This is a genomic window from Pseudomonas sp. 382 (genome assembly GCF_002759075.1).
GTDB classification, from domain to species: domain Bacteria; phylum Pseudomonadota; class Gammaproteobacteria; order Pseudomonadales; family Pseudomonadaceae; genus Aquipseudomonas; species Aquipseudomonas vlassakiae.
This window is the reverse complement of record NZ_PEMX01000002.1, coordinates 1-23,950: the sequence shown is the minus strand read 5'-3', so window position 1 is coordinate 23,950 and position 23,950 is coordinate 1. Positions and strand designations below refer to the sequence as shown.

General features: G+C 62.1%; 25 protein-coding genes. 15 read left to right on the top strand and 10 right to left on the bottom strand.

Features of this window, described 5'->3' with window-relative positions:
• Positions 1-6 precede the first annotated feature (6 nt).
• The 6 genes from CQW31_RS03095 to trpE all read left to right on the top strand — a co-directional run bounded on the left by CQW31_RS03095 (position 7) and on the right by trpE (position 6,406).
• Positions 7-1,041: an ABC transporter substrate-binding protein gene (locus tag CQW31_RS03095; protein WP_054885207.1), complete on the top strand. Its 1,035-nt coding sequence runs from the start codon at positions 7-9 to the stop codon at positions 1,039-1,041.
• Between the two features lie 60 nt (positions 1,042-1,101).
• The gene (locus CQW31_RS03090; protein WP_054885206.1) at positions 1,102-2,349 is read left to right on the top strand and encodes an ABC transporter permease; all 1,248 of its coding nucleotides are present in this window, start codon (positions 1,102-1,104) and stop codon (positions 2,347-2,349) included.
• A gap of 11 nt (positions 2,350-2,360) precedes the next feature.
• Positions 2,361-3,188 (top strand): ABC transporter permease, encoded by an 828-nt coding sequence (locus tag CQW31_RS03085; RefSeq protein WP_054885205.1) that lies wholly within the window; start codon positions 2,361-2,363, stop codon positions 3,186-3,188.
• A 176-nt stretch (positions 3,189-3,364) separates the two neighbouring features.
• Complete coding sequence (gene rpe, locus CQW31_RS03080; protein ID WP_027917448.1) at positions 3,365-4,039, top strand: ribulose-phosphate 3-epimerase; 675 nt, start codon at positions 3,365-3,367, stop codon at positions 4,037-4,039.
• Positions 4,036-4,854, top strand: a complete 819-nt coding sequence (locus CQW31_RS03075; protein WP_099813719.1) for a phosphoglycolate phosphatase — start codon at positions 4,036-4,038, stop codon at positions 4,852-4,854. Before rpe ends, CQW31_RS03075 begins: the two co-directional genes overlap by 4 nt.
• 70 nt (positions 4,855-4,924) lie before the next feature.
• On the top strand, positions 4,925-6,406 hold the full coding sequence (gene trpE, locus CQW31_RS03070) for an anthranilate synthase component I (protein ID WP_099813718.1): 1,482 nt from the start codon (positions 4,925-4,927) through the stop codon (positions 6,404-6,406).
• A gap of 131 nt (positions 6,407-6,537) precedes the next feature.
• Here trpE and estP read toward each other — a convergent pair whose 3' ends face one another.
• On the bottom strand, positions 6,538-8,418 hold the full coding sequence (gene estP, locus CQW31_RS03065) for an esterase EstP (RefSeq protein ID WP_099813717.1): 1,881 nt from the start codon (positions 8,416-8,418) through the stop codon (positions 6,538-6,540).
• A gap of 374 nt (positions 8,419-8,792) precedes the next feature.
• Here estP and CQW31_RS03060 point away from each other — a divergent pair, with 374 nt between their 5' ends.
• From CQW31_RS03060 to CQW31_RS03045, 4 genes are all read left to right on the top strand, one after another.
• Positions 8,793-9,386, top strand: coding sequence for an aminodeoxychorismate/anthranilate synthase component II (locus CQW31_RS03060; RefSeq protein WP_054885201.1), 594 nt, complete (start codon positions 8,793-8,795; stop codon positions 9,384-9,386).
• A gap of 9 nt (positions 9,387-9,395) precedes the next feature.
• Positions 9,396-10,445, top strand: coding sequence for an anthranilate phosphoribosyltransferase (gene trpD / locus CQW31_RS03055; RefSeq protein ID WP_054885200.1), 1,050 nt, complete (start codon positions 9,396-9,398; stop codon positions 10,443-10,445).
• Positions 10,442-11,275, top strand: a complete 834-nt coding sequence (gene trpC / locus CQW31_RS03050; protein ID WP_054885199.1) for an indole-3-glycerol phosphate synthase TrpC — start codon at positions 10,442-10,444, stop codon at positions 11,273-11,275. The genes trpD and trpC overlap by 4 nt, the downstream gene beginning before the upstream one ends.
• 65 nt (positions 11,276-11,340) lie before the next feature.
• Positions 11,341-12,045, top strand: coding sequence for a lipoate--protein ligase family protein (locus tag CQW31_RS03045; protein WP_054885198.1), 705 nt, complete (start codon positions 11,341-11,343; stop codon positions 12,043-12,045).
• On the opposite strand, the gene crp is transcribed toward CQW31_RS03045, so the two are convergent.
• A complete protein-coding gene (crp, locus tag CQW31_RS03040) occupies positions 12,042-12,686 on the bottom strand; it encodes a cAMP-activated global transcriptional regulator CRP (protein ID WP_054885258.1) in 645 nt (214 codons plus the stop codon). The genes CQW31_RS03045 and crp overlap by 4 nt on opposite strands.
• Before the next feature lie 189 nt (positions 12,687-12,875).
• On the opposite strand from crp, the gene CQW31_RS03035 reads away from it, so the two are divergent.
• Positions 12,876-13,298, top strand: a complete 423-nt coding sequence (locus CQW31_RS03035) for an OsmC family protein (RefSeq protein ID WP_004376171.1) — start codon at positions 12,876-12,878, stop codon at positions 13,296-13,298.
• Positions 13,299-13,340: 42 nt separating this feature from the next.
• Here CQW31_RS03035 and CQW31_RS03030 read toward each other — a convergent pair whose 3' ends face one another.
• From CQW31_RS03030 to hemJ, 6 genes are all read right to left on the bottom strand, one after another.
• Entirely contained in the window at positions 13,341-14,381 is a 1,041-nt protein-coding gene (locus CQW31_RS03030; RefSeq protein WP_099813716.1) for a DUF2157 domain-containing protein, read from the bottom strand.
• Between the two features lie 13 nt (positions 14,382-14,394).
• A complete protein-coding gene (gene coq7 / locus CQW31_RS03025) occupies positions 14,395-15,042 on the bottom strand; it encodes a 2-polyprenyl-3-methyl-6-methoxy-1,4-benzoquinone monooxygenase (protein ID WP_054885195.1) in 648 nt (215 codons plus the stop codon).
• 66 nt (positions 15,043-15,108) lie between these two features.
• Positions 15,109-15,447: a histidine triad nucleotide-binding protein gene (locus tag CQW31_RS03020; RefSeq protein ID WP_054885194.1), complete on the bottom strand. Its 339-nt coding sequence runs from the start codon at positions 15,445-15,447 to the stop codon at positions 15,109-15,111.
• A gap of 63 nt (positions 15,448-15,510) precedes the next feature.
• Positions 15,511-16,293 carry an SDR family oxidoreductase gene (locus tag CQW31_RS03015; protein WP_099813715.1) on the bottom strand — a complete coding sequence of 261 codons (783 nt, stop codon included), beginning with the start codon at positions 16,291-16,293 and terminating at the stop codon, positions 15,511-15,513.
• 67 nt (positions 16,294-16,360) lie between these two features.
• Positions 16,361-17,317 (bottom strand): nitronate monooxygenase family protein, encoded by a 957-nt coding sequence (locus CQW31_RS03010; protein WP_099813714.1) that lies wholly within the window; start codon positions 17,315-17,317, stop codon positions 16,361-16,363.
• A gap of 23 nt (positions 17,318-17,340) precedes the next feature.
• Positions 17,341-17,766: a protoporphyrinogen oxidase HemJ gene (gene hemJ, locus CQW31_RS03005; RefSeq protein ID WP_099813713.1), complete on the bottom strand. Its 426-nt coding sequence runs from the start codon at positions 17,764-17,766 to the stop codon at positions 17,341-17,343.
• Between the two features lie 142 nt (positions 17,767-17,908).
• Between hemJ and argC the strand changes: the two genes are divergently transcribed.
• Both argC and erpA read left to right on the top strand, forming a co-directional pair.
• Positions 17,909-18,943, top strand: a complete 1,035-nt coding sequence (gene argC / locus CQW31_RS03000; protein WP_099813712.1) for an N-acetyl-gamma-glutamyl-phosphate reductase — start codon at positions 17,909-17,911, stop codon at positions 18,941-18,943.
• Between the two features lie 146 nt (positions 18,944-19,089).
• Positions 19,090-19,440, top strand: a complete 351-nt coding sequence (gene erpA / locus CQW31_RS02995; protein ID WP_015268740.1) for an iron-sulfur cluster insertion protein ErpA — start codon at positions 19,090-19,092, stop codon at positions 19,438-19,440.
• A 58-nt stretch (positions 19,441-19,498) separates the two neighbouring features.
• Here erpA and CQW31_RS02990 read toward each other — a convergent pair whose 3' ends face one another.
• On the bottom strand, positions 19,499-20,590 hold the full coding sequence (locus CQW31_RS02990) for an anhydro-N-acetylmuramic acid kinase (RefSeq protein WP_099813711.1): 1,092 nt from the start codon (positions 20,588-20,590) through the stop codon (positions 19,499-19,501).
• A 3-nt stretch (positions 20,591-20,593) separates the two neighbouring features.
• Positions 20,594-22,012 carry a peptidoglycan DD-metalloendopeptidase family protein gene (locus tag CQW31_RS02985; protein WP_054885188.1) on the bottom strand — a complete coding sequence of 473 codons (1,419 nt, stop codon included), beginning with the start codon at positions 22,010-22,012 and terminating at the stop codon, positions 20,594-20,596.
• Between the two features lie 215 nt (positions 22,013-22,227).
• Here CQW31_RS02985 and tyrS point away from each other — a divergent pair, with 215 nt between their 5' ends.
• Together tyrS and CQW31_RS31425 are read left to right on the top strand one after the other, a co-directional pair.
• Positions 22,228-23,427 (top strand): tyrosine--tRNA ligase, encoded by a 1,200-nt coding sequence (gene tyrS / locus CQW31_RS02980; RefSeq protein WP_054885187.1) that lies wholly within the window; start codon positions 22,228-22,230, stop codon positions 23,425-23,427.
• A 229-nt stretch (positions 23,428-23,656) separates the two neighbouring features.
• On the top strand, positions 23,657-23,950 hold a 294-nt coding region (locus CQW31_RS31425; RefSeq protein ID WP_218254714.1), incomplete at its 3' end, for a hypothetical protein.

Below are 23,950 nucleotides of genomic sequence, written 5' to 3'. Positions count from 1 at the left end.
ATAATAATGCGCAAGCAGTTGAAACTGACCGCCCTGGCTCTCGGCCTGTGCGCCGCCGGCCAGAGCATGGCGGCGGACCTGACCGTGGTTTCCTTCGGCGGTGCCAACAAGGCTGCCCAGGTCAAGGCGTTCTACGAGCCATGGGAGAAGGCCGGCAAGGGCAAGATCGTCGCGGGTGAGTACAACGGTGAAATGGCCAAGGTCAAAGCCATGGTCGACACCAACAGCGTGTCGTGGAACCTGGTGGAGGTGGAGTCGCCAGAGTTGGCCCGTGGTTGCGACGAGGGCATGTTCGAAGAACTCGACCCGGCGCTGTTCGGCAATGAATCCGACTATGTGAAGGGCGCCATCCAGCCTTGCGGCGTGGGCTTCTTCGTCTGGTCCACGGTGCTGGCCTACAACGCCGACAAGCTCAAGACCGCACCGACCAGCTGGGCCGATTTCTGGGACACCAAGAAATTCCCGGGCAAGCGTGGCCTGCGCAAAGGCGCCAAGTACACCCTCGAGTTCGCCCTTATGGCCGACGGTGTTGCGCCGAAGGACGTGTATCAGGTGCTGGGCACCAAGGAGGGCGTGGATCGCGCCTTCAAGAAGCTCGACGAGCTCAAGCCAAGCATCCAGTGGTGGGAAGCCGGCGCCCAGCCGCCACAGTACCTGGCCTCGGGTGACGTGGTCATGAGCTCGGCCTATAACGGCCGCATCGCTGCGGTGCAGAAAGAGAGCAACCTCAAGGTGGTGTGGAACGGCGGCATCTACGACTTCGATGCCTGGGCGATCCCGAAAGGCGCCAAGGATGTGGAGGAGGCGAAGAAGTTCATCGCCTACACCGTGCAGCCCGAGCAGCAGAAGACCTACTCCGAGAACATTGCCTACGGCCCGGCCAACTCCAAGGCCGTCCCGCTGCTGGCCGATGCGGTGAAGAAAGACATGCCGACCACGCCTGAGAACATCGCCAACCAGGTGCAGATCGACGTGGCCTTCTGGGCCGACAACAGCGAGCAGCTGGAGCAACGCTTCAACGCCTGGGCGGCGAAGAAGTAAGAAACCGGGAAGCGGGGCCGCGCTGCGGCCCCAATTTCAGCCTGTATCGCGGAGTTCGCCATGGCCATTGCAGTGCCCCTCAACGAAGGCGCAGGTCCAAGTCTCAAGCAGCGCCTCAAGCATGCCGAGCGGGTCAACCGCTGGAAGGCGCAGGCGTTGATAGCGCCGCTGGCGCTGTTTCTCCTGCTGGTGTTCCTGGTGCCGATCGCGGCGCTGCTGTACAAGAGCGTCGGCAACCCGGAAGTGGTCGGCGGCCTGCCGCGCACCGTCGAGCTGATCAGCCAGTGGGACGGCAAGAGCCTGCCCGGCGAAGACGTCTACAAGGCGCTGAGCCAAGATTTGGCCGAGTCGCGCAAGAACCAGACCTTGGGCGACCTCTCCAAGCGCCTGAACATGGAGCTGGCCGGCTACCGCAGCCTGCTGGCCAAAACCGCACGGGCGCTGCCGTTCAAGGCCGAGCCTGCCTCATACAAGGATGCCTTGCAGGCAGTCGACGAGCGTTGGGGCGACCCGGCCTACTGGCAGGCGATTCGCCGCAATACCAGCTCGCTGACCTCGTTCTACCTGCTGGCGTCGCTCGACCACCGCATCGATGACCTTGGCGAGCTGGCCAAAGCCACCCCCGACCAGGCCATCTACCTGGATATCTTTGCCCGCACCCTGTGGATGGGTGTGGTGATCACCGCCATCTGCCTGGTACTGGCCTATCCACTGGCCTACCTGCTGGCCAACCTGCCGACCCGGCAGAGCAACCTGCTGATGATCCTGGTGCTGCTGCCGTTCTGGACCTCGATCCTGGTACGGGTCGCTGCGTGGATCGTGCTGCTGCAGTCCGGCGGTTTGATCAACAGTGCGCTGATGGCGATGGGCATCATCGACCAGCCACTGGAACTGGTGTTCAACCGCACTGGCGTGTACATCTCGATGGTGCACATCCTGCTGCCATTCATGATCCTGCCGCTGTACAGCGTGATGAAAGGTATTTCGCCGAGCTACATGCGTGCGGCGATTTCGCTGGGCTGCCACCCGTTTGCCAGCTTCTGGCGGGTGTACTTCCCGCAGACCTACGCCGGGGTAGGCGCCGGTTGCCTGCTGGTATTCATCCTGGCCATTGGCTACTACATCACCCCGGCGCTGCTCGGCAGCCCGAACGACCAGATGGTCAGCTACTTCGTCGCCTTCTATACCAACACCAGCATCAACTGGGGCATGGCCACTGCCCTGGGTGGCTTGCTGCTGCTGGCGACCGTGCTGCTGTACCTGATCTATAGCTGGCTGGTCGGCGCCAGCCGCCTGCGCCTGAGCTGAGGAGCCTTGAGATGCTGAGCCCCTACATGTCGCCCGTCGAACGGGTCTGGTTCTACACCCTGCGCATCCTCTGCGGTCTGATCCTGCTGTTCCTGGTGTTGCCGGTGCTGGTGATCGTGCCGCTGTCGTTCAATAGCGGCAGTTTCCTGGTCTATCCACTGCAAGGCTTTTCGCTGCAGTGGTACCACGACTTCTTTGCCTCCGCCGAGTGGATGCGGGCATTGAAGAACAGCATCATCGTCGCGCCAGCGGCCACGGTACTGGCCATGGTGTTTGGCACCCTGGCGTCGATCGGCCTGACCCGTGGCGATTTCCCGGGCAAATCGCTGGTGATGGCGCTGGTGATTTCGCCGATGGTGGTACCGGTGGTGATCATCGGCGTGGCCAGCTACCTGTTCTTCGCCCCGCTGGGCATGGGCAACAGTTTCACCTCGCTGATCCTGGTGCACGCAGTGCTGGGCGTGCCGTTCGTCATCATCACCGTGTCGGCGACCTTGCAGGGCTTCAACTACAACCTGGTGCGTGCGGCTGCCAGCCTCGGCGCCTCGCCGTTGTTGACCTTCCGTCGGGTGACCTTGCCGCTGATCGCCCCCGGGGTGATCTCGGGGGCACTGTTCGCCTTTGCCACGTCGTTCGACGAAGTGGTGGTGACGCTGTTCCTCGCCGGACCGGAGCAGGCGACCCTGCCGCGGCAGATGTTCAGCGGCATTCGCGAGAACCTCAGCCCTACCATTGCAGCGGCGGCGACGCTGTTGATTGCCTTCTCGGTGGTCTTGTTGCTGACCCTGGAGTGGTTGCGCGGGCGTAGCGAGAAGCTCAGGACTCAACAACCTGCCTGATGATGCATTGTCTGTACCGGCCTCTTCGCGGCTAAAGCCGCTCCCACAGGAGGTATGCGAACCCTGTGGGAGCGGCTTTAGCCGCGAAGAGGCCGGTACAGGTTGATGCTAATCAGCCCTGATAGACTTCCCTGAGTTACAATGCGCGCCACCGTGATTCTGCCAACAGGTGCGCCATGCAGCCCTACGCTATTGCCCCCTCCATTCTCTCTGCCGATTTCGCCCGTCTGGGCGAGGACGTCGACAAGGTTCTGGCTGCGGGTGCCGACATCGTCCACTTCGATGTCATGGACAACCACTACGTACCCAACCTGACCATCGGCCCGATGGTCTGCACCGCGCTGCGCAAATACGGCGTGACCGCGCCGATCGACGTGCACCTGATGGTCAGCCCGGTCGACCGCATCATCGGCGACTTCATCGAGGCCGGCGCCACCTACATCACCTTCCACCCGGAAGCGTCGCAGCACATCGACCGCTCGCTGCAACTGATCAAGGACGGCGGCTGCAAGGCCGGCCTGGTGTTCAACCCGGCCACCAGCCTGGATGCCCTGAAGTACGTGATGGACAAAGTCGACATGGTCCTGCTGATGAGCGTCAACCCAGGCTTCGGCGGGCAGAAGTTCATCCCTGGCACCCTCGACAAGCTGCGCGAAGCGCGTGCGCTGATCGATGCCAGCGGCCGCGACATCCGCCTGGAGATCGACGGCGGCGTCAACGTCAACAACATTCGCGAAATCGCCGCCGCTGGCGCTGATACCTTCGTAGCCGGCTCGGCGATCTTCAACGCCCCTGACTACCAGGAAGTCATCGCCAAGATGCGTGCCGAACTGGCCCAGGCCCGCCCATGAGTGGCTTCGAGCAGCTGTTCCCGGGGACGCTGCCCAGGCTGGTGATGTTCGATCTGGACGGTACGCTGATCGACTCGGTCCCCGACCTGGCCGCCGCCGTGGATCGCATGCTGCTCGAACTGGGGCGCCCGCCAGCGGGTCTTGAGGCGGTGCGCCACTGGGTTGGCAACGGCGCCCAGATACTGGTGCGCCGCGCGCTGGCCGGTGGCATCGAGCATGAAGAGGTGGACGATGCGCTGGCCGAAAAGGGGCTGGCGCTGTTCATGGACGCATACGCCGAACACCATGAGCTCACTGTGCTCTACCCCGGCGTGAAAGACACCCTGCGCTGGCTGCAGAAGCGGGGCGTGGAAATGGCGCTGATCACCAACAAGCCGGAGCGCTTTGTCGCACCGTTGCTGGACCAGATGAAGATCGGCCGCTACTTCCGCTGGATCATCGGTGGCGATACCTTGCCGCAGAAAAAGCCCGACCCGGCGGCGCTGCTGTTCGTCATGCAGATGGCCGGTGTCAGCCCGCAGCAGTCGCTGTTCGTCGGCGATTCGCGCAGCGATGTGCTGGCGGCCAAAGCAGCCGGGGTGCAATGTGTGGGTCTCACCTATGGCTACAACCATGGCCGGCCAATCACCGAGGAATCGCCCAGCCTGGTGGTCGACGACCTGCGCGCTCTGCTGCCTGGTTGCGCAGACCCGGCCACTGGGATAACGTTGGCGGACCTTCAAGCCTCCCAAGACAGAGAGTCCACCGTGGCGGTCACTGGCAAATTCTGGATGAAAGTCATCAAGGCCCTGGCCCGTTGGCGCTGGCGCGCCTGACTCATGCCTGCCGGCGCCTGCCGGCCCGTCCGCTTGCCCGACCCTATTGCTGCTTGCCACGAGGCTACCCATGACCCGCGAAGAATTCCTGCGCCTGGCCGCTACCGGCTACAACCGCATCCCTTTGGCCTGTGAAACCCTGGCCGACTTCGACACGCCGCTGTCGATCTACCTGAAACTGGCCGACCAGGCCAACTCCTACCTGCTCGAGTCCGTGCAGGGCGGTGAGAAGTGGGGCCGTTACTCGATGATCGGCCTGCCGTCGCGCACCGTCATGCGCGTGCATGGTTACCGCGTGAGCATCCTGCAGGATGGCGTGGAGGTGGAAAGCCACGACGTCGAAGACCCGCTGGCCTTTGTCGAAAGCTTCAAGGACCGCTACAAGGTCGCCGACATCCCTGGCCTGCCGCGTTTCAACGGTGGCCTGGTCGGCTACTTCGGCTATGACTGCGTGCGCTATGTCGAGAAGCGCCTGGGTGCCAGCCCGAACCCAGACCCGCTGGGAGTGCCGGACATCCTGCTGATGGTTTCCGACGCGGTGGTGGTGTTCGACAACCTGGCGGGCAAGATGCACGCCATCGTGCTGGTTGACCCGACGCAAGAGCAGGCCTTCGAGCAAGGCCAGGCACGCCTGCAAGACCTGCTGGAAACACTGCGCCAGCCCATCACCCCGCGTCGCGGCCTGGACTTGAGCGGCCCGATGGCTGCCGAACCGGCGTTCCGCTCCAGCTACACCCGGGACGACTATGAGAACGCGGTGGGCCGTATCAAGGAATACATCCTGGCCGGTGACTGCATGCAGGTCGTGCCGTCGCAGCGCATGTCGATCGACTTCAAGGCTGCACCCATCGACCTGTACCGCGCGCTGCGCTGCTTCAACCCGACGCCGTACATGTACTTCTTCAACTTCGGCGACTTCCATGTGGTCGGCAGTTCGCCGGAAGTGCTGGTGCGAGTAGAGGACAACCTGGTCACCGTACGCCCGATCGCCGGTACCCGCCCGCGTGGGGCTACCGAAGAAGCGGACCGGGCGTTGGAAGACGACCTGCTGTCGGACGAGAAAGAGATCGCCGAGCACCTGATGCTCATCGACCTCGGCCGCAATGACGTGGGTCGGGTCTCGTCCACCGGTAGCGTGCGCCTGACCGAGAAGATGGTGATCGAGCGCTACTCCAACGTGATGCACATCGTGTCCAACGTCACCGGCCAACTGCGTGAAGGCCTGACCGCGATGGATGCGCTGCGGGCAATCCTGCCGGCGGGCACCTTGTCGGGAGCACCGAAGATCCGTGCGATGGAAATTATCGACGAGCTTGAGCCGGTCAAGCGTGGCGTCTACGGTGGTGCGGTCGGCTACTTCGCCTGGAACGGCAACATGGATACCGCGATTGCCATCCGTACAGCGGTGATCAAGGATGGCGAACTGCATGTGCAGGCAGGTGGCGGCATCGTTGCCGACTCGGTGCCGGCGCTGGAATGGGAAGAGACCATCAACAAGCGCCGGGCGATGTTCCGTGCCGTGGCGCTGGCTGAGCAGACTACCGCCAAGTAAATCGATTGGGGCCGCTTTGCGGCCCTTAGCGGGCTTGCCCGCTCCCACAGATATTGCGCAAGTCTTGAAGCATGTGCGATCCCTGTGGGAGCGGGCAAGCCCGCGAAGTGCTGCAAAGCAGCCCCAAGGATTTAGAAGTCGATGCTGACGCCCAGACTCACACCCTGCTGAGTCAACTCATCACTTTTGCGCCAGTTGTAGTTCCCGCGCAGGTTCACCCCCGCCACCAGTTCATGGCTCACTCCCAGGCTCGCCCGGGTCAAATCACTGTGCGGCGTATACCCGGTCAGCGTGAAGTCATTGGCCGGCAACGTCGTCAGGTGCAAGGTCACATCCTGTTGGTCATCCTCGAACTCATGCTCATGCGCAACCTCGGCAACCAGCCGGGTGCTCGGCAGTACCTGCACGCTGCCTAGCAGCCCAACGCCCAGGCGCCGCGAAGTCCGCTCCTGATCATCAAAGCCCAGCGCAGTCGATCGCCCGCTTTTTTCGTCATAGCCATCGACTTTTACCCGCGCATGATCGGCACTGATAAAAGGTGCCAGTTGCCAGCTGCTGCTTTCGGCCGCCAGGTTGTAGCCCACCCGGGCAGTCACGGCCCAAGCCTCGCCATCGGTGTCACCCTTTTCACTACGGTCGTTGACGCCAAGTACGAAGGTGCGCTTGAGGTCGTGGTAGTCCAGACGACCCGCGCTCAACGCGGCATCAGCCCACCAGCGGTCCTGCCGGAACTGGGCGAAGGCGCTGGCCAGGTAGCTGTCGAGCTTGTAGTCCGAGTCCTGTTCACCGGCCTCCAGCTTCTGCCGGTATACACCACCGGCAAGGCCCAGGCGCCATGCGTCGTTGAGACGGTAACTGCCGCCCAAGGTCAGGTTGTAGCCGTGTCCGTCAGCGCTGGCAGCACTGCGCTGGTCATCGAAGTCCAGGTCCTGGCCACCGGTGCTGACGAAAGCTTGCCATTGGCCGACGGCCTGCCAGGGTGACTGCCACTGATTGCGCAGTTCGTCCTGGTGCGCACGCAAGCTGGCGTGAGCCATTTCCGGCAACAGGGTCAACTCCCAGGGAGCAGAAATGATCGAATAGGCGTAGTCGGCAATCAGTTGCTGGCCGGCAATGGTTGGGTGTACTGAGTCATTGAACAGCAATTTGGTCGGATCTGGCGTTGTGCCATTTATGCCATATATCGGGTTCCCCAAGCATCCTTCGCCGCTGTAGCAGGTGCCAACCAGGTTCTGGCCGATAGCCAGGCCGAACTGACTGGGGCTGGCCAGGGCCTCGCTCAGCAGCACGGGAATGTTCAGCGGGATGATTTCGGCATCGATCTGCCTCAGTTGGCTGAGCAGCGACTGGTTGAATGCACCGGAAAGCAGCGACAGCGGGTTTTGCTGGGGCGTGCCGCTGAAGTTTGGGGTTTGTCCGAGGTCAGGCAGCAGCCAGACCATGATGTAGCGAGCCCCGCCCTGCTGCAGCGCCTGGGCACTGGCGGCCAGACGGCCGCCGGCGGCGATGGCATCGGCCGGGCTGTTCACCAGCCCCTGCAGGAAATCGTTGCCGCCGCCGGTCAGGTAGTACAGCGCATTGGGGTCGGCACGCAGGCCGTTGGCCAGGTAGCCCGGTTTTTCCCGTAGAACCAGTCCGGCACCAGGGCGACCTGGCGGAATGATGGTTTCGGACGTGCTGGTGATCGAATTCAGGATCTGCTGGGTGGTGTAGCCGCCGACCGCCCAGTTGTTGCCATCGGCAATCCCCAGCAACGGATTGACGGGGGAGGTGGAGGGGCCGAGCGCTGTCGGGTTCACTCCCAGCCGACCGCCCAGGATCATCGGCGACACCGGGGCGTAGTCGCCATTGGCATTGCGGTTGGTGAAGCGTGCGCCACCAAACTGCCCGGCGTCGCTGAGGCTGTCGCCAAAAACTATCAATGTGGAGTAGGGCGAAGGCGCGGCGAAGGCCTGGCTGCAGGCCAAGGCCAGCGAGGCGAGGGTGAACCGTACCAGGGGGGCTTTTCGCATCGTTGAACATCCTATTCATTGTTTTTATGAGGAGTAGCTGCTCGACCTTAGCAAATCGCTTTGCATCCCTCCCAAGTCCATTCGTTTCCCCGTGTTTACGGGCATATTGCGCCAGCCGCCCCGGTAGGCTACTGTGCCTGCAAGTATGAGCGAGACCTATCCTGTGTTGATCGTCAGCAAACTCTTGATGCGCGTAATCAAGGCCCATGCCCGTTGGCGTTGGCGCGCCTGACTTTATCTCCTGCCGGCCAGTCCGGCCCGTCCCCGTTTACCTTCCTGTCCGTTTAGCGACTGCCCTTCGTGGCCAAACCGTGCCTGCGGTGGTGTAGGAAGGTTCGTTTTTTGAAGTCAGTAGATTCAAGAGGTTTAGCCCGATGTTACTGATGATCGACAATTACGACTCATTCACTTACAACGTTGTTCAGTACCTTGGTGAGCTGGGTGCGGAGGTCAAGGTCATTCGCAATGATGAAATGACCATCGCCGAGATCGAAGCCCTCAACCCCGAGCGCATCGTTGTTTCCCCAGGCCCGTGCACGCCGAGCGAAGCAGGCGTGTCCATCGAAGCCATCCTGCATTTTGCCGGCAAGCTGCCGATCCTCGGCGTATGTCTGGGCCACCAGTCCATCGGCCAGGCCTTCGGCGGTGATGTGGTGCGTGCCCGTCAGGTCATGCATGGCAAGACCAGCCCGGTGCACCACCGCGACCTCGGCGTGTTCGCCGAGCTCAACAACCCGCTCACGGTAACCCGCTACCACTCCCTGGTGGTCAAGCGCGAAACCCTGCCGGATTGCCTGGAGGTCACCGCCTGGACTGCCCATGAAGACGGTTCGGTCGACGAGATCATGGGCCTGCGTCACAAGACCTTGAACATTGAAGGGGTACAGTTCCACCCCGAGTCCATCCTCACCGAGCAGGGCCACGAGCTGTTCGCCAACTTCCTCAAGCAGACCGGCGGCCGCCGCTAAGGATTGATCATGGATATCAAGAGCGCGTTGGGCCGCATCGTCGGTCACCTGGACCTCAGCACCGATGAAATGCGTGACGTCATGCGCCAGATCATGACCGGCCAATGCAGCGAGGCGCAGATCGGCGCCTTCCTGATGGGCATGCGCATGAAGAGCGAGAGCATTGACGAGATCGTCGGTGCGGTCTCGGTGATGCGCGAGCTGGCTGACAAAGTCGAACTGAAAAGCCTCGATGGCGTGGTGGATATCGTCGGTACCGGCGGTGATGGCGCCAACATCTTCAACGTTTCCACCGCGTCCGCGTTTGTCCTCGCCGCTGCCGGCTGCAGCGTGGCCAAGCATGGCAACCGTGCCGTGTCGGGCAAGAGCGGCAGCGCCGACCTGCTGGAAGCCGCCGGTATCTACCTGAACCTGACTCCGACCCAGGTCGCTCGCTGCATTGACAGCTTGGGCATCGGTTTCATGTTCGCCCAGAGCCATCACAGTGCCATGAAACATGCCGCTGGCCCGCGTCGCGATCTGGGGCTGCGTACCCTGTTCAACATGCTCGGCCCGCTTACGAATCCGGCCGGTGTGAAGCACCAGGTGGTCGGTGTGTTCACCCAGGCGCTATGCCGCCCGTTGGCCGAGGTCCTGCAGCGGCTGGGCAGCAAGCATGTGCTGGTGGTGCACTCGAAGGATGGCCTGGACGAGTTCAGCCTGGCTGCGCCAACCTTCGTCGCCGAGCTGAAGAATGACGAGATCACAGAGTATTGGGTCGAACCCGAAGACCTAGGCATGAAGAGCCAGAGCCTGCATGGCTTGGCTGTCGAGACGCCGCAGGCCTCGCTGGAGCTGATCCGCGATGCCCTGGGCCGGCGCAAGACCGAAAACGGCCAGAAGGCCGCCGAAATGATCGTGCTCAATGCTGGCGCGGCACTGTATGCCGCTGACCATGCCATGAGCCTGAAGGCTGGCGTGGAACTGGCCCACGACGTACTGCACACCGGGCTGGCCTGGGAGAAACTGCAGGAACTGGGCGCCTTTACTGCAGTATTCAAGGTGGAGAACGAAGCATGAGTGTGCCGACGGTGCTGGAAAAAATCATCGCCCGCAAGTTCCAGGAAGTGGCCGAGCGCAGCGCGCGCGTCAGCCTTGCCGAACTGGAGCGCCTGGCCAAGGCAGCGGATGCCCCGCGTGGCTTTGCCAATGCGCTGATCGAGCAGGCCAAGCGCAAGCAGCCGGCGGTAATCGCCGAAATCAAGAAGGCTTCGCCAAGCAAAGGCGTGATCCGCGAGAACTTCGTGCCGGCGGACATCGCCGTCAGCTACGAGAAAGGCGGGGCGACCTGCCTGTCGGTGCTGACCGATGTGGATTACTTCCAGGGCGCAGACGAGTACCTGCAGCAGGCCCGCGCGGCTGTTTCGCTGCCGGTGATCCGCAAGGACTTCATGGTCGACCCGTACCAGATCTTCGAGGCCCGTGCCCTGGGTGCCGACTGCGTGCTGTTGATCGTGTCGGCGCTGGATGATGTGAAGATGGCGGAGCTGGCTTCGGTGGCCAAGGATGTCGGCCTCGACGTGCTGGTCGAGGTGCATGATGGCGATGAGCTGGAGCGTGCGCTGAAGACCCTCGATACGCCGCTGGTGGGGGTGAACAACCGTAACCTGCACACCTTCGAAGTCAGCCTGGAAACCACCCTCGACCTGCTGCCACGCATTCCACGAGAGCGTCTGGCGATTACCGAGAGCGGAATTCTCAACCGTGCCGATGTCGAGCTGATGGAGATCAACGAGGTCTACTCGTTCCTGGTCGGTGAGGCGTTCATGCGCGCACCGCATCCGGGGCTGGAGCTGCAGCGGTTGTTCTTCCCGGATCAGGTGAAGAAGACTGTTCAGCCTCTGGACTGATCGAAACAAAGCCGGCTTGATGCCGGCTTTTTCATGCCCGCAAAAACAATATGAAAGGTGGATCAATGACCGATCAACCCCTGGCCCTAACCGTCGAGCAGGGCCTGCATGCCGAGCAGGAGCTACTCGCTGCCGTCTGCCGTGGCGAGCGCGATTGCGGCGTGCTGTTCTGGCGCCCCACCGATCACGCCCTGGTCATGCCACGCCGCATGAGCCGCCTGGACAACTTCGAAGCCGCCTGCTCGGAGCTGGCAATTGCCGGCTGGCCGGTCCTGCTGCGTGAAACCGGTGGTGAGCCGGTGCCGCAGTCGCACGCGACGGTGAACGTTGCACTGGTCTACGTGGCCCCGCGTAGCGAAGGCGATCATGGCCGAATCGAAAGCGCCTACGAACGCCTGTGCCTGCCATTGTGCGATGTGCTGCGCGAGTGGGGCGGCGTCGCTTCGGTGGGTGAAATCGATGGTGCCTTCTGCGATGGTCGTTACAACGTCAACCTCAATGGCCGCAAACTGGTCGGTACGGCCCAGCGCTGGCGCCAGGGCCTGGGTGGCAAACGCCCGGTGGTGCTGGTGCATGGCGCGCTGCTGCTGGACAACGAGCGCGAGTCGATGGTCGCGGCGGTCAACCGCTTCAATGAGTGCTGCGACCTGGAGCAACGCTGCCGCGCCGACAGCCATATCGCCCTGCACGAAGTGGCGCCTGAGGCGCCCTGGTTCGAGCGCCTGTCCCTGGCCTACCGCGACGTGCTGGCGGCGCTGCCCAAGGATTAACGAGTGCCGTAGACCACCATGGTCTTGCCCTTGACCTGTACCAGGCTGCGTTCTTCGAGGTCTTTGAGGACGCGGCCGACCATTTCCCGCGAGCAACCGACGATGCGGCCGATTTCCTGTCGGGTGATCTTGATCTGCATGCCGTCCGGGTGGGTCATGGCATCCGGTTGCTTGCACAGGTCGAGCAGGCAACGGGCCACGCGGCCGGTAACGTCGAAGAAGGCCAGGTCGCCGACCTTGCGCGTGGTGTTGCGCAGGCGCTGGGCCATCTGGCTACCCAGGGCGTAGAGAATCTCCGGGTCCTGGCGGGCCAGTTCGCGGAACTTGTCGTAGCTGATCTCTGCCACTTCGCACTCGGTCTTGGCACGTACCCAGGCGCTGCGCTGTTGCTCGCCGCCTGCCGGTTCGAATAGCCCCAGCTCGCCAAAGAAGTCGCCATTGTTGAGGTAGGCGATGATCATCTCGTGACCTTCGTCGTCTTCGATCAGGATGGTGACCGAGCCCTTGATGATGAACGACAGCGTTTCGGCACGGTCGCCTGCGCAGATGATATTGCTTTTGGCGGTGTAGCGGCGGCGCTGGCAATGAACCAGCAGTTTGTCGATGTTCTTGATCTTGGCGGGTAGGGCTGAGGCAACCATCACGAAATCCTGTTCGAGGCGAGGCATAGGCTCTTCTAGACCTTGTCTGACGCGACGCGCCAGTCAATTGGCGCCAGCTTATCAGACAGCGCTTGAAGTTTTGCCACTAAAGCGACTCGCATTGAGCTTTTCCGACAGGCATACAAGGCTTAAGCTGACACCCTTTTGCGAATCCAGGAGTACGGACAGATGAAGGCACGCATCCAGTGGGCCGGTGAAGCGATGTTCCTCGGTGAGTCGGGGAGCGGCCACGTGGTGGTGATGGACGGCCCGCCCGAGGCGGGCGGCCGCAACCTGGGCGTGCGCCCGATGGAAATGCTCCTGCTCGGCCTTGGAGGCTGCAGCAGCTTCGACGTGGTGAGCATCCTGAAGAAGTCGCGCCAGGCGGTGGAAAGCTGCGAAGCGTTCCTGGAAGCCGAGCGTGCCAGTGAAGACCCGAAGGTGTTCACCAAGATCCACATGAACTTCGTGGTCAAAGGGCGAGGGCTGAAAGAGGCTCAGGTCAAGCGTGCGGTGGAGCTGTCGGCTGAGAAGTACTGCTCGGCGTCGATCATGCTCGAACGTGCCGGTGTTGAAATCACCCATGGCTATGAAATCGTAGAGCTGGGCTGAGTCCGACGATCGGGGCCGAGCAGCGGCCCCGGCGAGCCGCAGTCAGTCACGCAGGGCCGGGAAGGCCCTCAGCAACCATGCCGGCAAACTGCTTCTGACCGCCCGGCTCAACTGCTCCCGCCGCTTTTGATACCCCAACCCCAAGCCGATCACCCCCAGCCCGATGAGGCTCAGCACCAGCGGGAACAGCAGCGATTCGGCAAACACGTCGTAAGACAGATAACCCAGATAAGCTGCTACCCCCAGCGCACCGAACACCATGAACACCGGCCGGCGCAACAACACCGCGGCACCCATCAAGGCCAGGTTGATCAGGCAGTACAGAGCCTTGCCCAGTTCACTGTCGCTTTCCATCATCGTCAGCCCGCCCCAGAATGCCGCCAGGCCAGCCAGATAGCCCCAGTGGGCATAGTCCTCGCGGGTACGCCCATCGACGATCAGGAATACCAAAAGCAAGCCGAGCCCGAACCACAGTGACACCGTGCGCCGCTGTTCCCAGGAGAAGGGCGAGCCGTACACCCATTCGCTCAGGTCCATCGACATGAACCACAGGGCCACGGCGATCGGCATCACCACGAAGGGGTAGGGAACCAGGCGCAGCATGAGCAGCCCGGCAACCACGGTGGCGGCCTCCATCAGCAGCCAGCCACCCTGCACGTAGGTGTAGTACTGGTGATAGTCCGCCTGTGCATCATCCAGTGGCCACCAACCCGTCAGGCGCTCGATGGCGAACACGACCAACGGCACGATACTGACCGCGACGGCGGCCAGTACCCCGGCGGCCACCGGTTGCTTGCGCCCCTGCAGGTTGAGGGCGAACGAGGTGAGGAGAACGACATAAAGCGTGGCGATGGCCAGCAAGGCTCCGTCACCCATTGTCATCCAGGCTTCGGTGAGCAGCCAGCCCATTGCCCCCATGATCAGCAGCGCGCCGAAGTAAAAGGCGACATGGGCAAGCTGGAAATTGCCCTGGGCTGGCGTTTGCTGGCGCAGGAAAGCCAGCAAGGCCTGGTCTTGGCCAGGCTGCAGAATGCCGGCTTGCACGGCGCGCGCCAGGTCCTTGGCGTCGATACGGTCCCTCATGCGTGTGTCCTTGTCAGATGCGGTAGGTACTTTTGGTCATGACCTTGGCCAGCAGGCTCATGCCGAAACGCACCGGCATCGGGAAGCGGTAGCCGCCAGCTTCAAGGGCAGACTCGGCGTGCTGCTCTTCATCCACGCGCATCTGTTGGAGAATGGCGCGGGATTTCTCGTCTTCCTGCGGCAGCTGTTCCAGGTGTTCGTCCAGGTGTTTGCAGACCTGATGCTCGGTAGCGGCGACGAAACCCAGGCTGACTTTGTCGCTGACCAGGCCGGCGAGAGCGCCAATGCCGAATGACATGCCGTAGAACAGTGGGTTGAGCACGCTCGGGTGGCTGCCCAGCTGACGGATACGTTGTTCGCACCAGGCCAGGTGGTCGACTTCCTCTTCGGCAGCATGTTCCATGGCCTTGCGCACTTGCGGCAGCTTGGCGGTCAGGGCCTGGCCCTGATACAAGGCCTGGGCGCAGACTTCGCCGGTATGGTTGATGCGCATCAGCCCGGCGATGTGGCGGGTCTGGTTGTCATCCAGTTCCGCATCAGGCTGGATGATCGCCGGCGATGGGCGGGAGGGTTGGCCGCTGAAGGGCAGCAAGGTGCGCATGGCGGTATCGGCCTGCAGCAACAAGCGGTCGAGCGGCGAGTAGTGACGTTCGGTAGCCATCGGGCACCTCCGCTGAAGTGATGCCCGACAGTTTACCTCAATCGCTCAGGAGGAGCTTGCCTTGGGTCAGCCCGGTGGCCAGTGCATCTGGCGCTGGCCAAGCACGTGCATGTGGATGTGATAGACGGTCTGGCCGCCTTGCTCGTTGCAGTTCATGACCACGCGGAAGCCATCCTCGCAGCCCAGTTCCTTGGCCAGGCGCTGGGCGGTAAACAGGATGTGGCCGGCCAGGCCCTTGTCCTCTTCGGTCAGGTCATTGAGGGTGCGGATGTGCTTCTTCGGGATGACCAGAAAATGCACCGGCGCCTGCGGCGCGATGTCATGGAACGCCAGAACCTGGTCGTCCTCGTAAATGATCTTCGCCGGGATCTCCCGGTTGATGATCTTGATGAATAGATCTTCCACAGCACTTGCTCCATGGTGAGTGTCGGGCCGAGTGTACTCAGCCGGGCGTCACTCGCCCAGTGGCTATTCCATGCCAACCGGGCAGTAACGGCGATGGATGAAGCCGGCCAGCTTGCGTGTCAACCAGCGCGGCAGCAGGCGCGGAGCGAAGGCCAGCCAGCGATCACGGCGTACCGGCATGATCACTGCGCGATTTTTCGCCAATGCGCGCACCGTGCACAACGCCACTTCTTCAGGGCTCAGGCAACGGCTGTTGCCTTCAAGCCGGGGGATGCGCCGGCGCGACGAGCGGACCGGGCCGGGGCAAAGCACCGATACCTTGATGCCAGCAGGCTTGAGCTCTTCGCGCAGCGCTTCGCTGAAGTGCATCACATAGGCTTTGCTGGCGGCATAGGTGGCCATGCCCGGCCCAGGTGCCACCGCGGCCAGCCCAGCGACGTTGAGGATCTGCCCGCCACCTTGCACCGCCATCAGGTTGCCAATGGCGTGGCACAGTCGGCTCAGGGCAAGGATGTTGACCTCCAGCAAGTCCTGTTCGTCGGCCCACTCGTGGGCCAGGAACGGGCCATAGGTCCGCTGGCCGGCGCAGTTGGCCAGCAGGTCGATGCGTCGCTCGCCTTCTTCCAGTTCCAGCACGAAACCGGACAGCCGCAGGGGTTGGCTGAGGTCACAGGCGCGTAGCAGCACTTCGACGCCGAAGCGCTGGGCCAGTTCGAGCGCTATCGGCTCCAGCGTTTCTCGATGGCGTGCCACCAGGATCAGGTTGCGCCCGCGCCGTGCCAGTGCTTCCGCCAGGGCCAGGCCCAGGCCGCTGGAAGCTCCGGTAATCATGGCGTAACGGGTCATGCAAGGCTCCTGGGGGCTGAAGAGGGCGCCTAGTGTACAGCCTGGCCGCGCGAGTTGTTGCCTTTTGCTAGAGGGCCTTGTCGCGCAACGCCTGGAAGCGCGCCAAGGCGGCGCGGTACTCGTTGTGCAGGCGCTCGATCAGTGTGGCGGCTGCAGGCAAGTCATGGATTTCGCCGACGCCCTGGCCGGCCGACCAGACGGTCTTCCAGGCCTTGGCTTCATCGTCGATCGGCTTGAGCTTGCCTTGCTCGTGCCCGGATTTCAGTGCCGCCATGTCATACCCGGCCTGTTCAAGGCTGGGGCGCAGGAAGCTGGCCGGGATGCCGGAGACGGCAGGCGTGTGGATGATGTCTGCGGCTTGGGCCTCAAGGAGCATCTGCTTATAGGCTGCCTGGGCATGGCTTTCGTGGGTGGCAATGAAACGCGTGCCCATGTAGGCCAGGTCGGCACCGAGCAACTGTGCAGCGAGAATCTCGTGACCGTGGTTGATGCAGCCGGCCAGCAGCAGGGTCTTGTCGAAGAACTGGCGGATTTCGGCCGCCAGCGCGAACGGGCTCCAGGTACCTGCATGGCCACCGGCGCCGGCTGCAACGGCGATCAGACCGTCGACGCCAGCTTCGGCGGCTTTCTCGGCGTGACGGCGGGTGGTGACGTCGTGGAACACCAGGCCGCCGTAGCCGTGCACTGCATCCACCACTTCCTTCACGGCGCCGAGGCTTGTGATGACAATGGGTACGCGGTGCTCGACGCACAGTGCGAGGTCAGCCTGTAACCTCGGGTTGGTCGGGTGGACGATCAGGTTCACCGCATAGGGTGCTGGCGCCTGCAACTGATCCAATCCCGCCTCGATTTCTTCCAGCCAGGCCTTGAAACCGGTGCTGTCACGTTGGTTCAACGCCGGGAAACTGCCGACCACGCCACTGCCACAGCAGGCCAGTACCAGCTCGGGGTTGGAAATCAGGAACATCGGCGCTGCCACCACAGGCAAGCGCAGGCGTTGTTCAAGCGAAGCGGGCAGGGGCATGGATCAGGCTCCATCGTGTCATGTCAGAACGGTTTGACCACCACCAGAATCACGATGCCCAGCAGGAACAGTACGGGCACCTCGTTGAACCAGCGGTAGTAGACGTGGCTGCGGGTATTGTTGCCAGCGGCGAAGCGCTTGCGCTGAGCGCCACAGATGTGATGGTAGCCGGTCAGCAGAATCACCAGGGTGAGCTTGGCATGCAGCCAGCCCTGGCTCAGCCATCCGGGTGTCAGGTAGAGCATCCAGGCGCCAAACACGTAAGTGGCGATCATTGCCGGGTTCATGATGCCGTGGTACAGCTTGCGCTCCATGGTAACGAAGCGTTCCTGGCTGACGCTGTCCTGACTCTGGGCGTGGTAAACGAACAGCCTGGGCAGGTAGAACAGGCCGGCGAACCAGCAGACCACGCTGACGATATGCAGCGCTTTGATCCATAGGTAAAGCATGGAGGGAGTTCCTTCAGGTAATCACGGTCGTCAGATAGTAGAGCCCAAGCGCTCGAAGGGGCACCCCAAGAGTTGTTACAGCCGCTTTGCCCCCCTATCATCGTGCGCTTTCCAGACGGCTCGTTGATAAGGGGCAAGCGTTATGATCAAGGTCGGTATCGTCGGCGGCACGGGTTACACCGGCGTCGAACTGTTGCGTCTGCTGGCACAGCATCCTCAGGCCGAAGTGGCGGTCATCACTTCGCGCTCCGAAGCGGGCGTGGCGGTCGCCGACATGTATCCGAACCTGCGCGGCCACTATGACGGCCTGGCTTTCAGCGTGCCGGACAGCAAAACCTTGGCCGCCTGCGACGTGGTGTTCTTCGCCACGCCGCACGGGGTCGCCCATGCCCTGGCTGGCGAACTGTTGGCGGCCGGGACCAAGGTGATCGACCTGTCCGCCGACTTCCGCCTGCAGGATGCAGCCGAGTGGGGCAAATGGTATGGCCAGCCACATGGCGCTCCAGAGCTGCTCAAGGACGCCGTCTACGGCTTGCCTGAGGTCAACCGTGAAAAAATCCGCCAGGCACGCCTGATTGCCGTGCCGGGTTGCTACCCGACCGCTACCCAGTTGGGCTTCCTGCCTCTGCTCGAAGCTGGCCTGGCCGACCCCTCGCGCCTCATTGCCGACTGCAAGTCGGGCGTCAGCGGCGCTGGCCGTGGTGCAGCGGTGGGGTCGCTGTTCTGTGAGGCAGGCGAAAGCATGAAGGCCTACGCGGTCAAGGGCCACCGTCACCTGCCTGAAATCAGCCAGGGCCTGCGCCTGGCCGCTGGCAGGGACATCGGGCTGACCTTCGTGCCGCACCTGACTCCGATGATCCGTGGCATCCACGCCACCCTGTATGCGACCGTCGCCGACAAGTCGATCGACCTGCAGGCGCTGTTCGAAAAGCGTTACGCCGACGAGCCGTTCGTCGACGTGATGCCGGCCGGCAGCCACCCGGAAACCCGTAGCGTGCGCGGAGCCAACGTCTGCCGTATCGCCGTTCATCGCCCGCAGGGGGGGGATCTGGTGGTGGTGCTGTCGGTAATCGACAACCTGGTCAAAGGAGCTTCGGGCCAGGCGGTGCAGAACCTCAACATCCTGTTCGGCCTGGACGAGCGCATGGGCCTTTCCCATGCCGGCCTGCTGCCGTAAGCGCTCGCTTATGGAACAGGCCCGCCCAGTGCGGGCCTTTTTGTTTGTCGCGACTAAAGCCGCACAATTCTTGACCAATTTTCTCGGAGAAGCGGATAATGCGCGTCATCGAGTTTTATGGCGGCTACCGCGCCGGGAGAATCAACATGAGCGTCGAAACCTTCACCCCTACGGCTTTGGAATTCACCCACGGCGCCGCGCAAAAGGTGAAGAACCTGGTTTCCGAAGAAGGCAATGACCGCCTCAAGCTGCGCGTGTTCGTCACCGGTGGCGGCTGCTCGGGCTTCCAGTACGGCTTCACCTTCGATGAGGACGTGGCTGAAGACGACACCATTGTCGAGCGTGAAGGCGTTTCGCTGGTGGTCGACCCAATGAGCTTCCAGTATCTCGCCGGTGCCGAAGTGGACTATCAGGAAGGCCTGGAAGGTTCGCGCTTCGTGATCAAGAACCCGAATGCTGCGACCACCTGCGGTTGCGGGTCTTCGTTCTCGATCTGAGCCAAGGCTGTACGAAAACGCCGCGCTATTGCGCGGCGTTTTGCTTTGTGGCTAGGGGTCAGGCGGGGTAGATCGCGCCGAGTACGCGTAACCCCTTGGCCGCTGTCACACTAGGGCGATTGGCGGCAATGCCCTCGAGGCAACAGTGGGCGAGCCAGGCAAAGGCCATGGCCTCGACCCAGTCCGGATCCACGCCATGGGCACCGGTGCTGGTTACCCGGGCCTTGGGCAGCAGTTCGGCAAGCCGATTCATCAGGGCGCCATTGCGAGCGCCGCCGCCGCAGACCAGCAGTGCTTCGGTGCCATGCTGGGCGTTTTGCAACGATTCGACGATGCCGCGCGCGGTCAGCTCCAGCAGGGTGGCCTGGACATCTTCTTCACGGTAGCTCGGTAGACTCGCCAGGTGGGCATCCAGCCATGGCAGGTTGAACACTTCTCGGCCGGTGCTCTTCGGACCGGTGCCGGCGAAGAACGGGTCACTCAGCAGGCGGCTGAGCAGATCGCCCTGCACGATGCCGCTGGCCGCCCAGGCGCCATCCGCGTCATAAGCCTGACCACGCTTGCGCTCGATCCAGGCGTCCAGCAGCACGTTGCCGGGCCCGCAGTCGAAGCCATGCACGGGCCTGGCCTCTTCGATCAGGCTCAGGTTGCTGAAACCACCCACATTGAGGACCGCCAGGCGTTGGCCGAGGTGGCCAAACAGGGTTTCATGGAAGGCCGGCACCAACGGGGCGCCCTGGCCTCCTGCAGCAACATCGCGGCGGCGAAAGTCGGCGACCACGCTGATACCGGTAAGCTCGGCGAGCAGCGCCGGGTTGCCGATCTGTACGGTGAAGCCGCGAGCCGGCTCATGGCGGATGGTCTGGCCATGGCTGCCGATGGCGCGGATGGCCTCGGCCGGCAGCCCTCGCTTGTCGAGCAACTGCCGTATGCCTTCACCTGCCAGGCTGGCCCAGTAGTTCTCTGCCAGCGCGGCGCGGGCAATCTCGTCAGGGCCGCTGCTGCAGAGGCTGAGCAGTTGCTGGCGCAGGTCGGTCGGCATGGGCAGGTAATGAGTGGCGAGCAACTGAAGCTGCTCGCCCTGATCGACCAGGGCGATATCCAGGCCATCAAGGCTGGTACCGGACATCACCCCCAGATAAAGCGCCATGGGTCAGCGCTTGTTGGCCGCGAGCATGGTGGCCTTTTCCTGGTCCATGCGGGCGATCAATGGTTGGCTCTGTTGCATGAAGCGCTGGCGTTCGTTCTTGGCGATCGGATCAGCCATCGGCACCTTCTGGCTCAGCGGGTCGACATGCACGCCGTTTACCTGAAACTCGTAGTGCAGGTGCGGGCCGGTCGACAGGCCGGTAGTACCGATGTAACCAATGATCTGGCCCTGCTTCACGTTACTGCCGGTCTTGATGCCCTTGGCGAAGCCCTGCATGTGACCGTAAAGAGTTTTGTAGCTGTTGCCGTGGGCAATGATCACGGTGTTGCCGTAACCGCCGCGGCGGCCAGCCAGTTCGATGCGGCCATCACCGGCTGCCTTGATCGGCGTGCCACGTGGGGCCGCATAGTCCACACCCTTGTGCGCGCGAATCTTGTTCAGGATCGGGTGCTTGCGACCGGCGGAAAAGCGCGAGCTGATGCGGGCGAAGTCGACCGGGGTGCGGATGAAAGCCTTGCGCAGGCTGTTGCCGTCAGCGGTGTAGTAGCTGGTGTTGCCCTGCTTGTTGGTGTAGCGCACGGCGGTGTAGGTCTTGCCGCGGTTGGTGAAGCGTGCGGACAGGATGTTGCCGGTGCCGACCACCTTGCCGTCCATGACCTTTTGCTCGTAGACCACGTCGAACTCGTCGCCCGGGCGGATATCCTGGGCGAAGTCGATGTCGTAGCCCAAGACCTTGGCCATGTCCATGGTCATGCTGTGGGAAAGTCCGGCGCGCTGGGCGGATGCCGACAGCGAGCTTTTGATCACGCCATGGGCGTAAGCGGTGCGGACCACCGGCTTGCTGATCTCGCGATCGAAGGTGTAGCCCTTTGCGGTCTTGGTCAAGCGGATGGTTTCGAGGTTGCTGACCTTGCTGTGCAGGCTGGCCAGTTGGCCGTCCTTGTCGAGTTCGAACTGCAGCACCTGGCCATGCTTCAGCTGACTGAACTGCTTGGCTTGCTTGTTGCTGGCCAGCAGGTCGTGCACGGCATTGGCCGGTAGACCTACCTTGGCGAACAGGGTGGACAGGGTGTCGCCACGGGATACGGTCACTTCGCGGTGACCTGGCTCCTTGGCCTCAGGCGTTTTCTCGGTGGCCGGCGCTTCTTGTGCTGCCTGCCCGGTGCTGGTTTCGGCGCCGTCGATCTGTGCGAAGGGGGAGCCCTGATCGCCTTGAGCCTGGACCAGCGGCGTGCTGCTGGCTTCGTCCTTCAACTGCTCGGCCGGGCTTTCCAGCTCCAGGCTGAGGGTGGTCTTTTTGGCTTCGACCTCGCTGGAGGGAAATACCAGCAGTGCCAGGCTGAGCAGGGCGGCGATGCCGCTGGCGGCCAACAGATGGCTTTTCGGATAAAGCGGGGGCGCTTTAGGCGTTTCGTTGGTCATAGATAAGGTGACTTTGAAGAAAAATGAATATGGAAAAGATGAATGACATGATGAAGATGAAATAACTGTATAAAATATAACCAAATCCGCTTTCGCGCAAGGGCGCGTAGACGCCGTGACGCGTCGGTCGGGTCACATTTCATTTCGAAACTTGTAATTGATGGCCGATCTTGTATGGTTGGCTCCCTTTGAATCTGAGCCTTGCGGGTCTGTCTATGAAGTCGGTTGAAGAGCAGCTGGCGCTTATCAAGCGCGGTGCGGAAGAGGTATTGGTCGAGTCGGAACTGGTCGAGAAGCTCAAGCGTGGCCAGCCTCTGCGTATCAAGGCAGGCTTCGACCCGACTGCGCCTGACCTGCACCTGGGGCACACGGTGCTGATCAACAAGCTGCGCCAGTTCCAGGAGCTGGGGCATCAGGTCATCTTCCTGATCGGTGACTTCACTGGCATGATCGGTGATCCGAGCGGCAAGAGCGCCACCCGTCCGCCGCTGACCCGCGAGCAGGTGCTGGACAACGCCGAGACCTATAAGCAGCAAGTGTTCAAGATTCTCGATCCGGCAAAGACCGAGGTCGCGTTCAACTCCACCTGGATGGACAAGCTGACGCCAGCCGACTTCATTCGCCTGGCATCGCAGTACACCGTTGCGCGCATGCTCGAGCGTGACGACTTCGACAAGCGTTACACCACCAATCAGCCGATTGCGATCCACGAGTTCCTCTACCCGCTGGTGCAGGGCTACGATTCGGTGGCGCTGAAGGCAGATGTGGAGCTGGGTGGTACAGACCAGAAGTTCAACCTGCTGATGGGGCGCGAGTTGCAGCGTTCCTATGGGCAGGAGGCACAGAACATCGTGACCATGCCATTGCTCGAAGGGCTTGATGGCGTGAAGAAGATGTCCAAGTCGCTGGGTAACTATGTTGGCATCCAGGAAGCGCCGGGTGTGATGTACAGCAAGCTGGTGTCGATCCCGGACACCCTGATGTGGCGTTACTTCGAGCTGCTGAGCTTCCGCTCGATGGAAGAGATCGATCAGTTCCGCGCCGACGTTGCCAACGGTGCGAATCCGCGTGATATCAAGATCAAGCTGGCCGAAGAGATCGTTGCGCGCTTCCATGGTGAAGAGGCTGCGGCCAATGCTCACCGCGCTGCGGGTAACCGCATGAAAGAAGGCGAGCTGCCTGAGGATCTGCCAGAGATTGAAGTGGCTGCAGCTGAAGCCTTGCCAATCGCTGCCGTGCTGAACCGTGCGGGCCTGGTGAAGAACTCGGCGCAAGCGCGTGACCTGCTCAGTGGTGGAGCGGTAAAGGTCGATGGTGCGGTGGTCGACAAGGACTTCATGTTTGCCCTCGGCGCGACCCATGTGTGCCAGGCGGGTAAGAAGTCGTTTGGCCGGGTTACCCTCAAGGCTGAGTGATCGCCTGGTGGTGTAGCTATATAGAAGCGGGGAGGCCGTCAGGCCTCCCCGCTTTGCTTTTCAGCGATATTAAAGTTTCTTGAAATTAAAGGTTGACGGGGTTTCGAATCCCCTTATAATGCGCCCCACTTCCAGCGACATCGGAACGACAAACTCCTTGAAATTCAACGAGTTAGGGAGTTCGGGTGAGGTTGGAGGCGCTTCGGTCGAATGATCGATGGCGGTTGAGATGAAGGTTGACAGCGGTTTTAAACGCTGTATTATTCGCCTCCCGCTACGAGAGATCGCAGCGAGCCAAGTGTTTGAAGCTAAACGAGTTTCTCGCAAAAAACTTCAAAATAAACGCTTGACAGGCTGTGAGGAAGGCGTAGAATGCGCGCCTCGGTTGAGACGAAACGCTCTTAACCAAACGCTCTTTAACAAATCGAATCAAGCAATTCGTGTGGGTGCTTGTGAGTACGGACTGATAGTCACAAAGATTATCAGCATCACAAGTGGCCATGCGAGAAATCACATAGTCATT

Excerpts from the sequence above, each read along its gene's own strand:
- CQW31_RS03095 (WP_054885207.1), top strand. The coding sequence starts at position 7 with ATGCGCAAGCAGTTGAAACTGACCGCCCTGGCTCTCGGCCTGTGCGCC.
- CQW31_RS03090 (WP_054885206.1), top strand. The coding sequence starts at position 1,102 with ATGGCCATTGCAGTGCCCCTCAACGAAGGCGCAGGTCCAAGTCTCAAG.
- CQW31_RS03085 (WP_054885205.1), top strand. The coding sequence starts at position 2,361 with ATGCTGAGCCCCTACATGTCGCCCGTCGAACGGGTCTGGTTCTACACC.
- rpe (WP_027917448.1), top strand. The coding sequence starts at position 3,365 with ATGCAGCCCTACGCTATTGCCCCCTCCATTCTCTCTGCCGATTTCGCC.
- CQW31_RS03075 (WP_099813719.1), top strand. The coding sequence starts at position 4,036 with ATGAGTGGCTTCGAGCAGCTGTTCCCGGGGACGCTGCCCAGGCTGGTG.
- trpE (WP_099813718.1), top strand. The coding sequence starts at position 4,925 with ATGACCCGCGAAGAATTCCTGCGCCTGGCCGCTACCGGCTACAACCGC.
- estP (WP_099813717.1), bottom strand. The coding sequence starts at position 8,418 with ATGCGAAAAGCCCCCCTGGTACGGTTCACCCTCGCCTCGCTGGCCTTG.
- CQW31_RS03060 (WP_054885201.1), top strand. The coding sequence starts at position 8,793 with ATGTTACTGATGATCGACAATTACGACTCATTCACTTACAACGTTGTT.
- trpD (WP_054885200.1), top strand. The coding sequence starts at position 9,396 with ATGGATATCAAGAGCGCGTTGGGCCGCATCGTCGGTCACCTGGACCTC.
- trpC (WP_054885199.1), top strand. The coding sequence starts at position 10,442 with ATGAGTGTGCCGACGGTGCTGGAAAAAATCATCGCCCGCAAGTTCCAG.
- CQW31_RS03045 (WP_054885198.1), top strand. The coding sequence starts at position 11,341 with ATGACCGATCAACCCCTGGCCCTAACCGTCGAGCAGGGCCTGCATGCC.
- crp (WP_054885258.1), bottom strand. The coding sequence starts at position 12,686 with ATGGTTGCCTCAGCCCTACCCGCCAAGATCAAGAACATCGACAAACTG.
- CQW31_RS03035 (WP_004376171.1), top strand. The coding sequence starts at position 12,876 with ATGAAGGCACGCATCCAGTGGGCCGGTGAAGCGATGTTCCTCGGTGAG.
- CQW31_RS03030 (WP_099813716.1), bottom strand. The coding sequence starts at position 14,381 with ATGAGGGACCGTATCGACGCCAAGGACCTGGCGCGCGCCGTGCAAGCC.
- coq7 (WP_054885195.1), bottom strand. The coding sequence starts at position 15,042 with ATGGCTACCGAACGTCACTACTCGCCGCTCGACCGCTTGTTGCTGCAG.
- CQW31_RS03015 (WP_099813715.1), bottom strand. The coding sequence starts at position 16,293 with ATGACCCGTTACGCCATGATTACCGGAGCTTCCAGCGGCCTGGGCCTG.
- CQW31_RS03010 (WP_099813714.1), bottom strand. The coding sequence starts at position 17,317 with ATGCCCCTGCCCGCTTCGCTTGAACAACGCCTGCGCTTGCCTGTGGTG.
- hemJ (WP_099813713.1), bottom strand. The coding sequence starts at position 17,766 with ATGCTTTACCTATGGATCAAAGCGCTGCATATCGTCAGCGTGGTCTGC.
- argC (WP_099813712.1), top strand. The coding sequence starts at position 17,909 with ATGATCAAGGTCGGTATCGTCGGCGGCACGGGTTACACCGGCGTCGAA.
- erpA (WP_015268740.1), top strand. The coding sequence starts at position 19,090 with ATGAGCGTCGAAACCTTCACCCCTACGGCTTTGGAATTCACCCACGGC.
- CQW31_RS02990 (WP_099813711.1), bottom strand. The coding sequence starts at position 20,590 with ATGGCGCTTTATCTGGGGGTGATGTCCGGTACCAGCCTTGATGGCCTG.
- CQW31_RS02985 (WP_054885188.1), bottom strand. The coding sequence starts at position 22,012 with ATGACCAACGAAACGCCTAAAGCGCCCCCGCTTTATCCGAAAAGCCAT.
- tyrS (WP_054885187.1), top strand. The coding sequence starts at position 22,228 with ATGAAGTCGGTTGAAGAGCAGCTGGCGCTTATCAAGCGCGGTGCGGAA.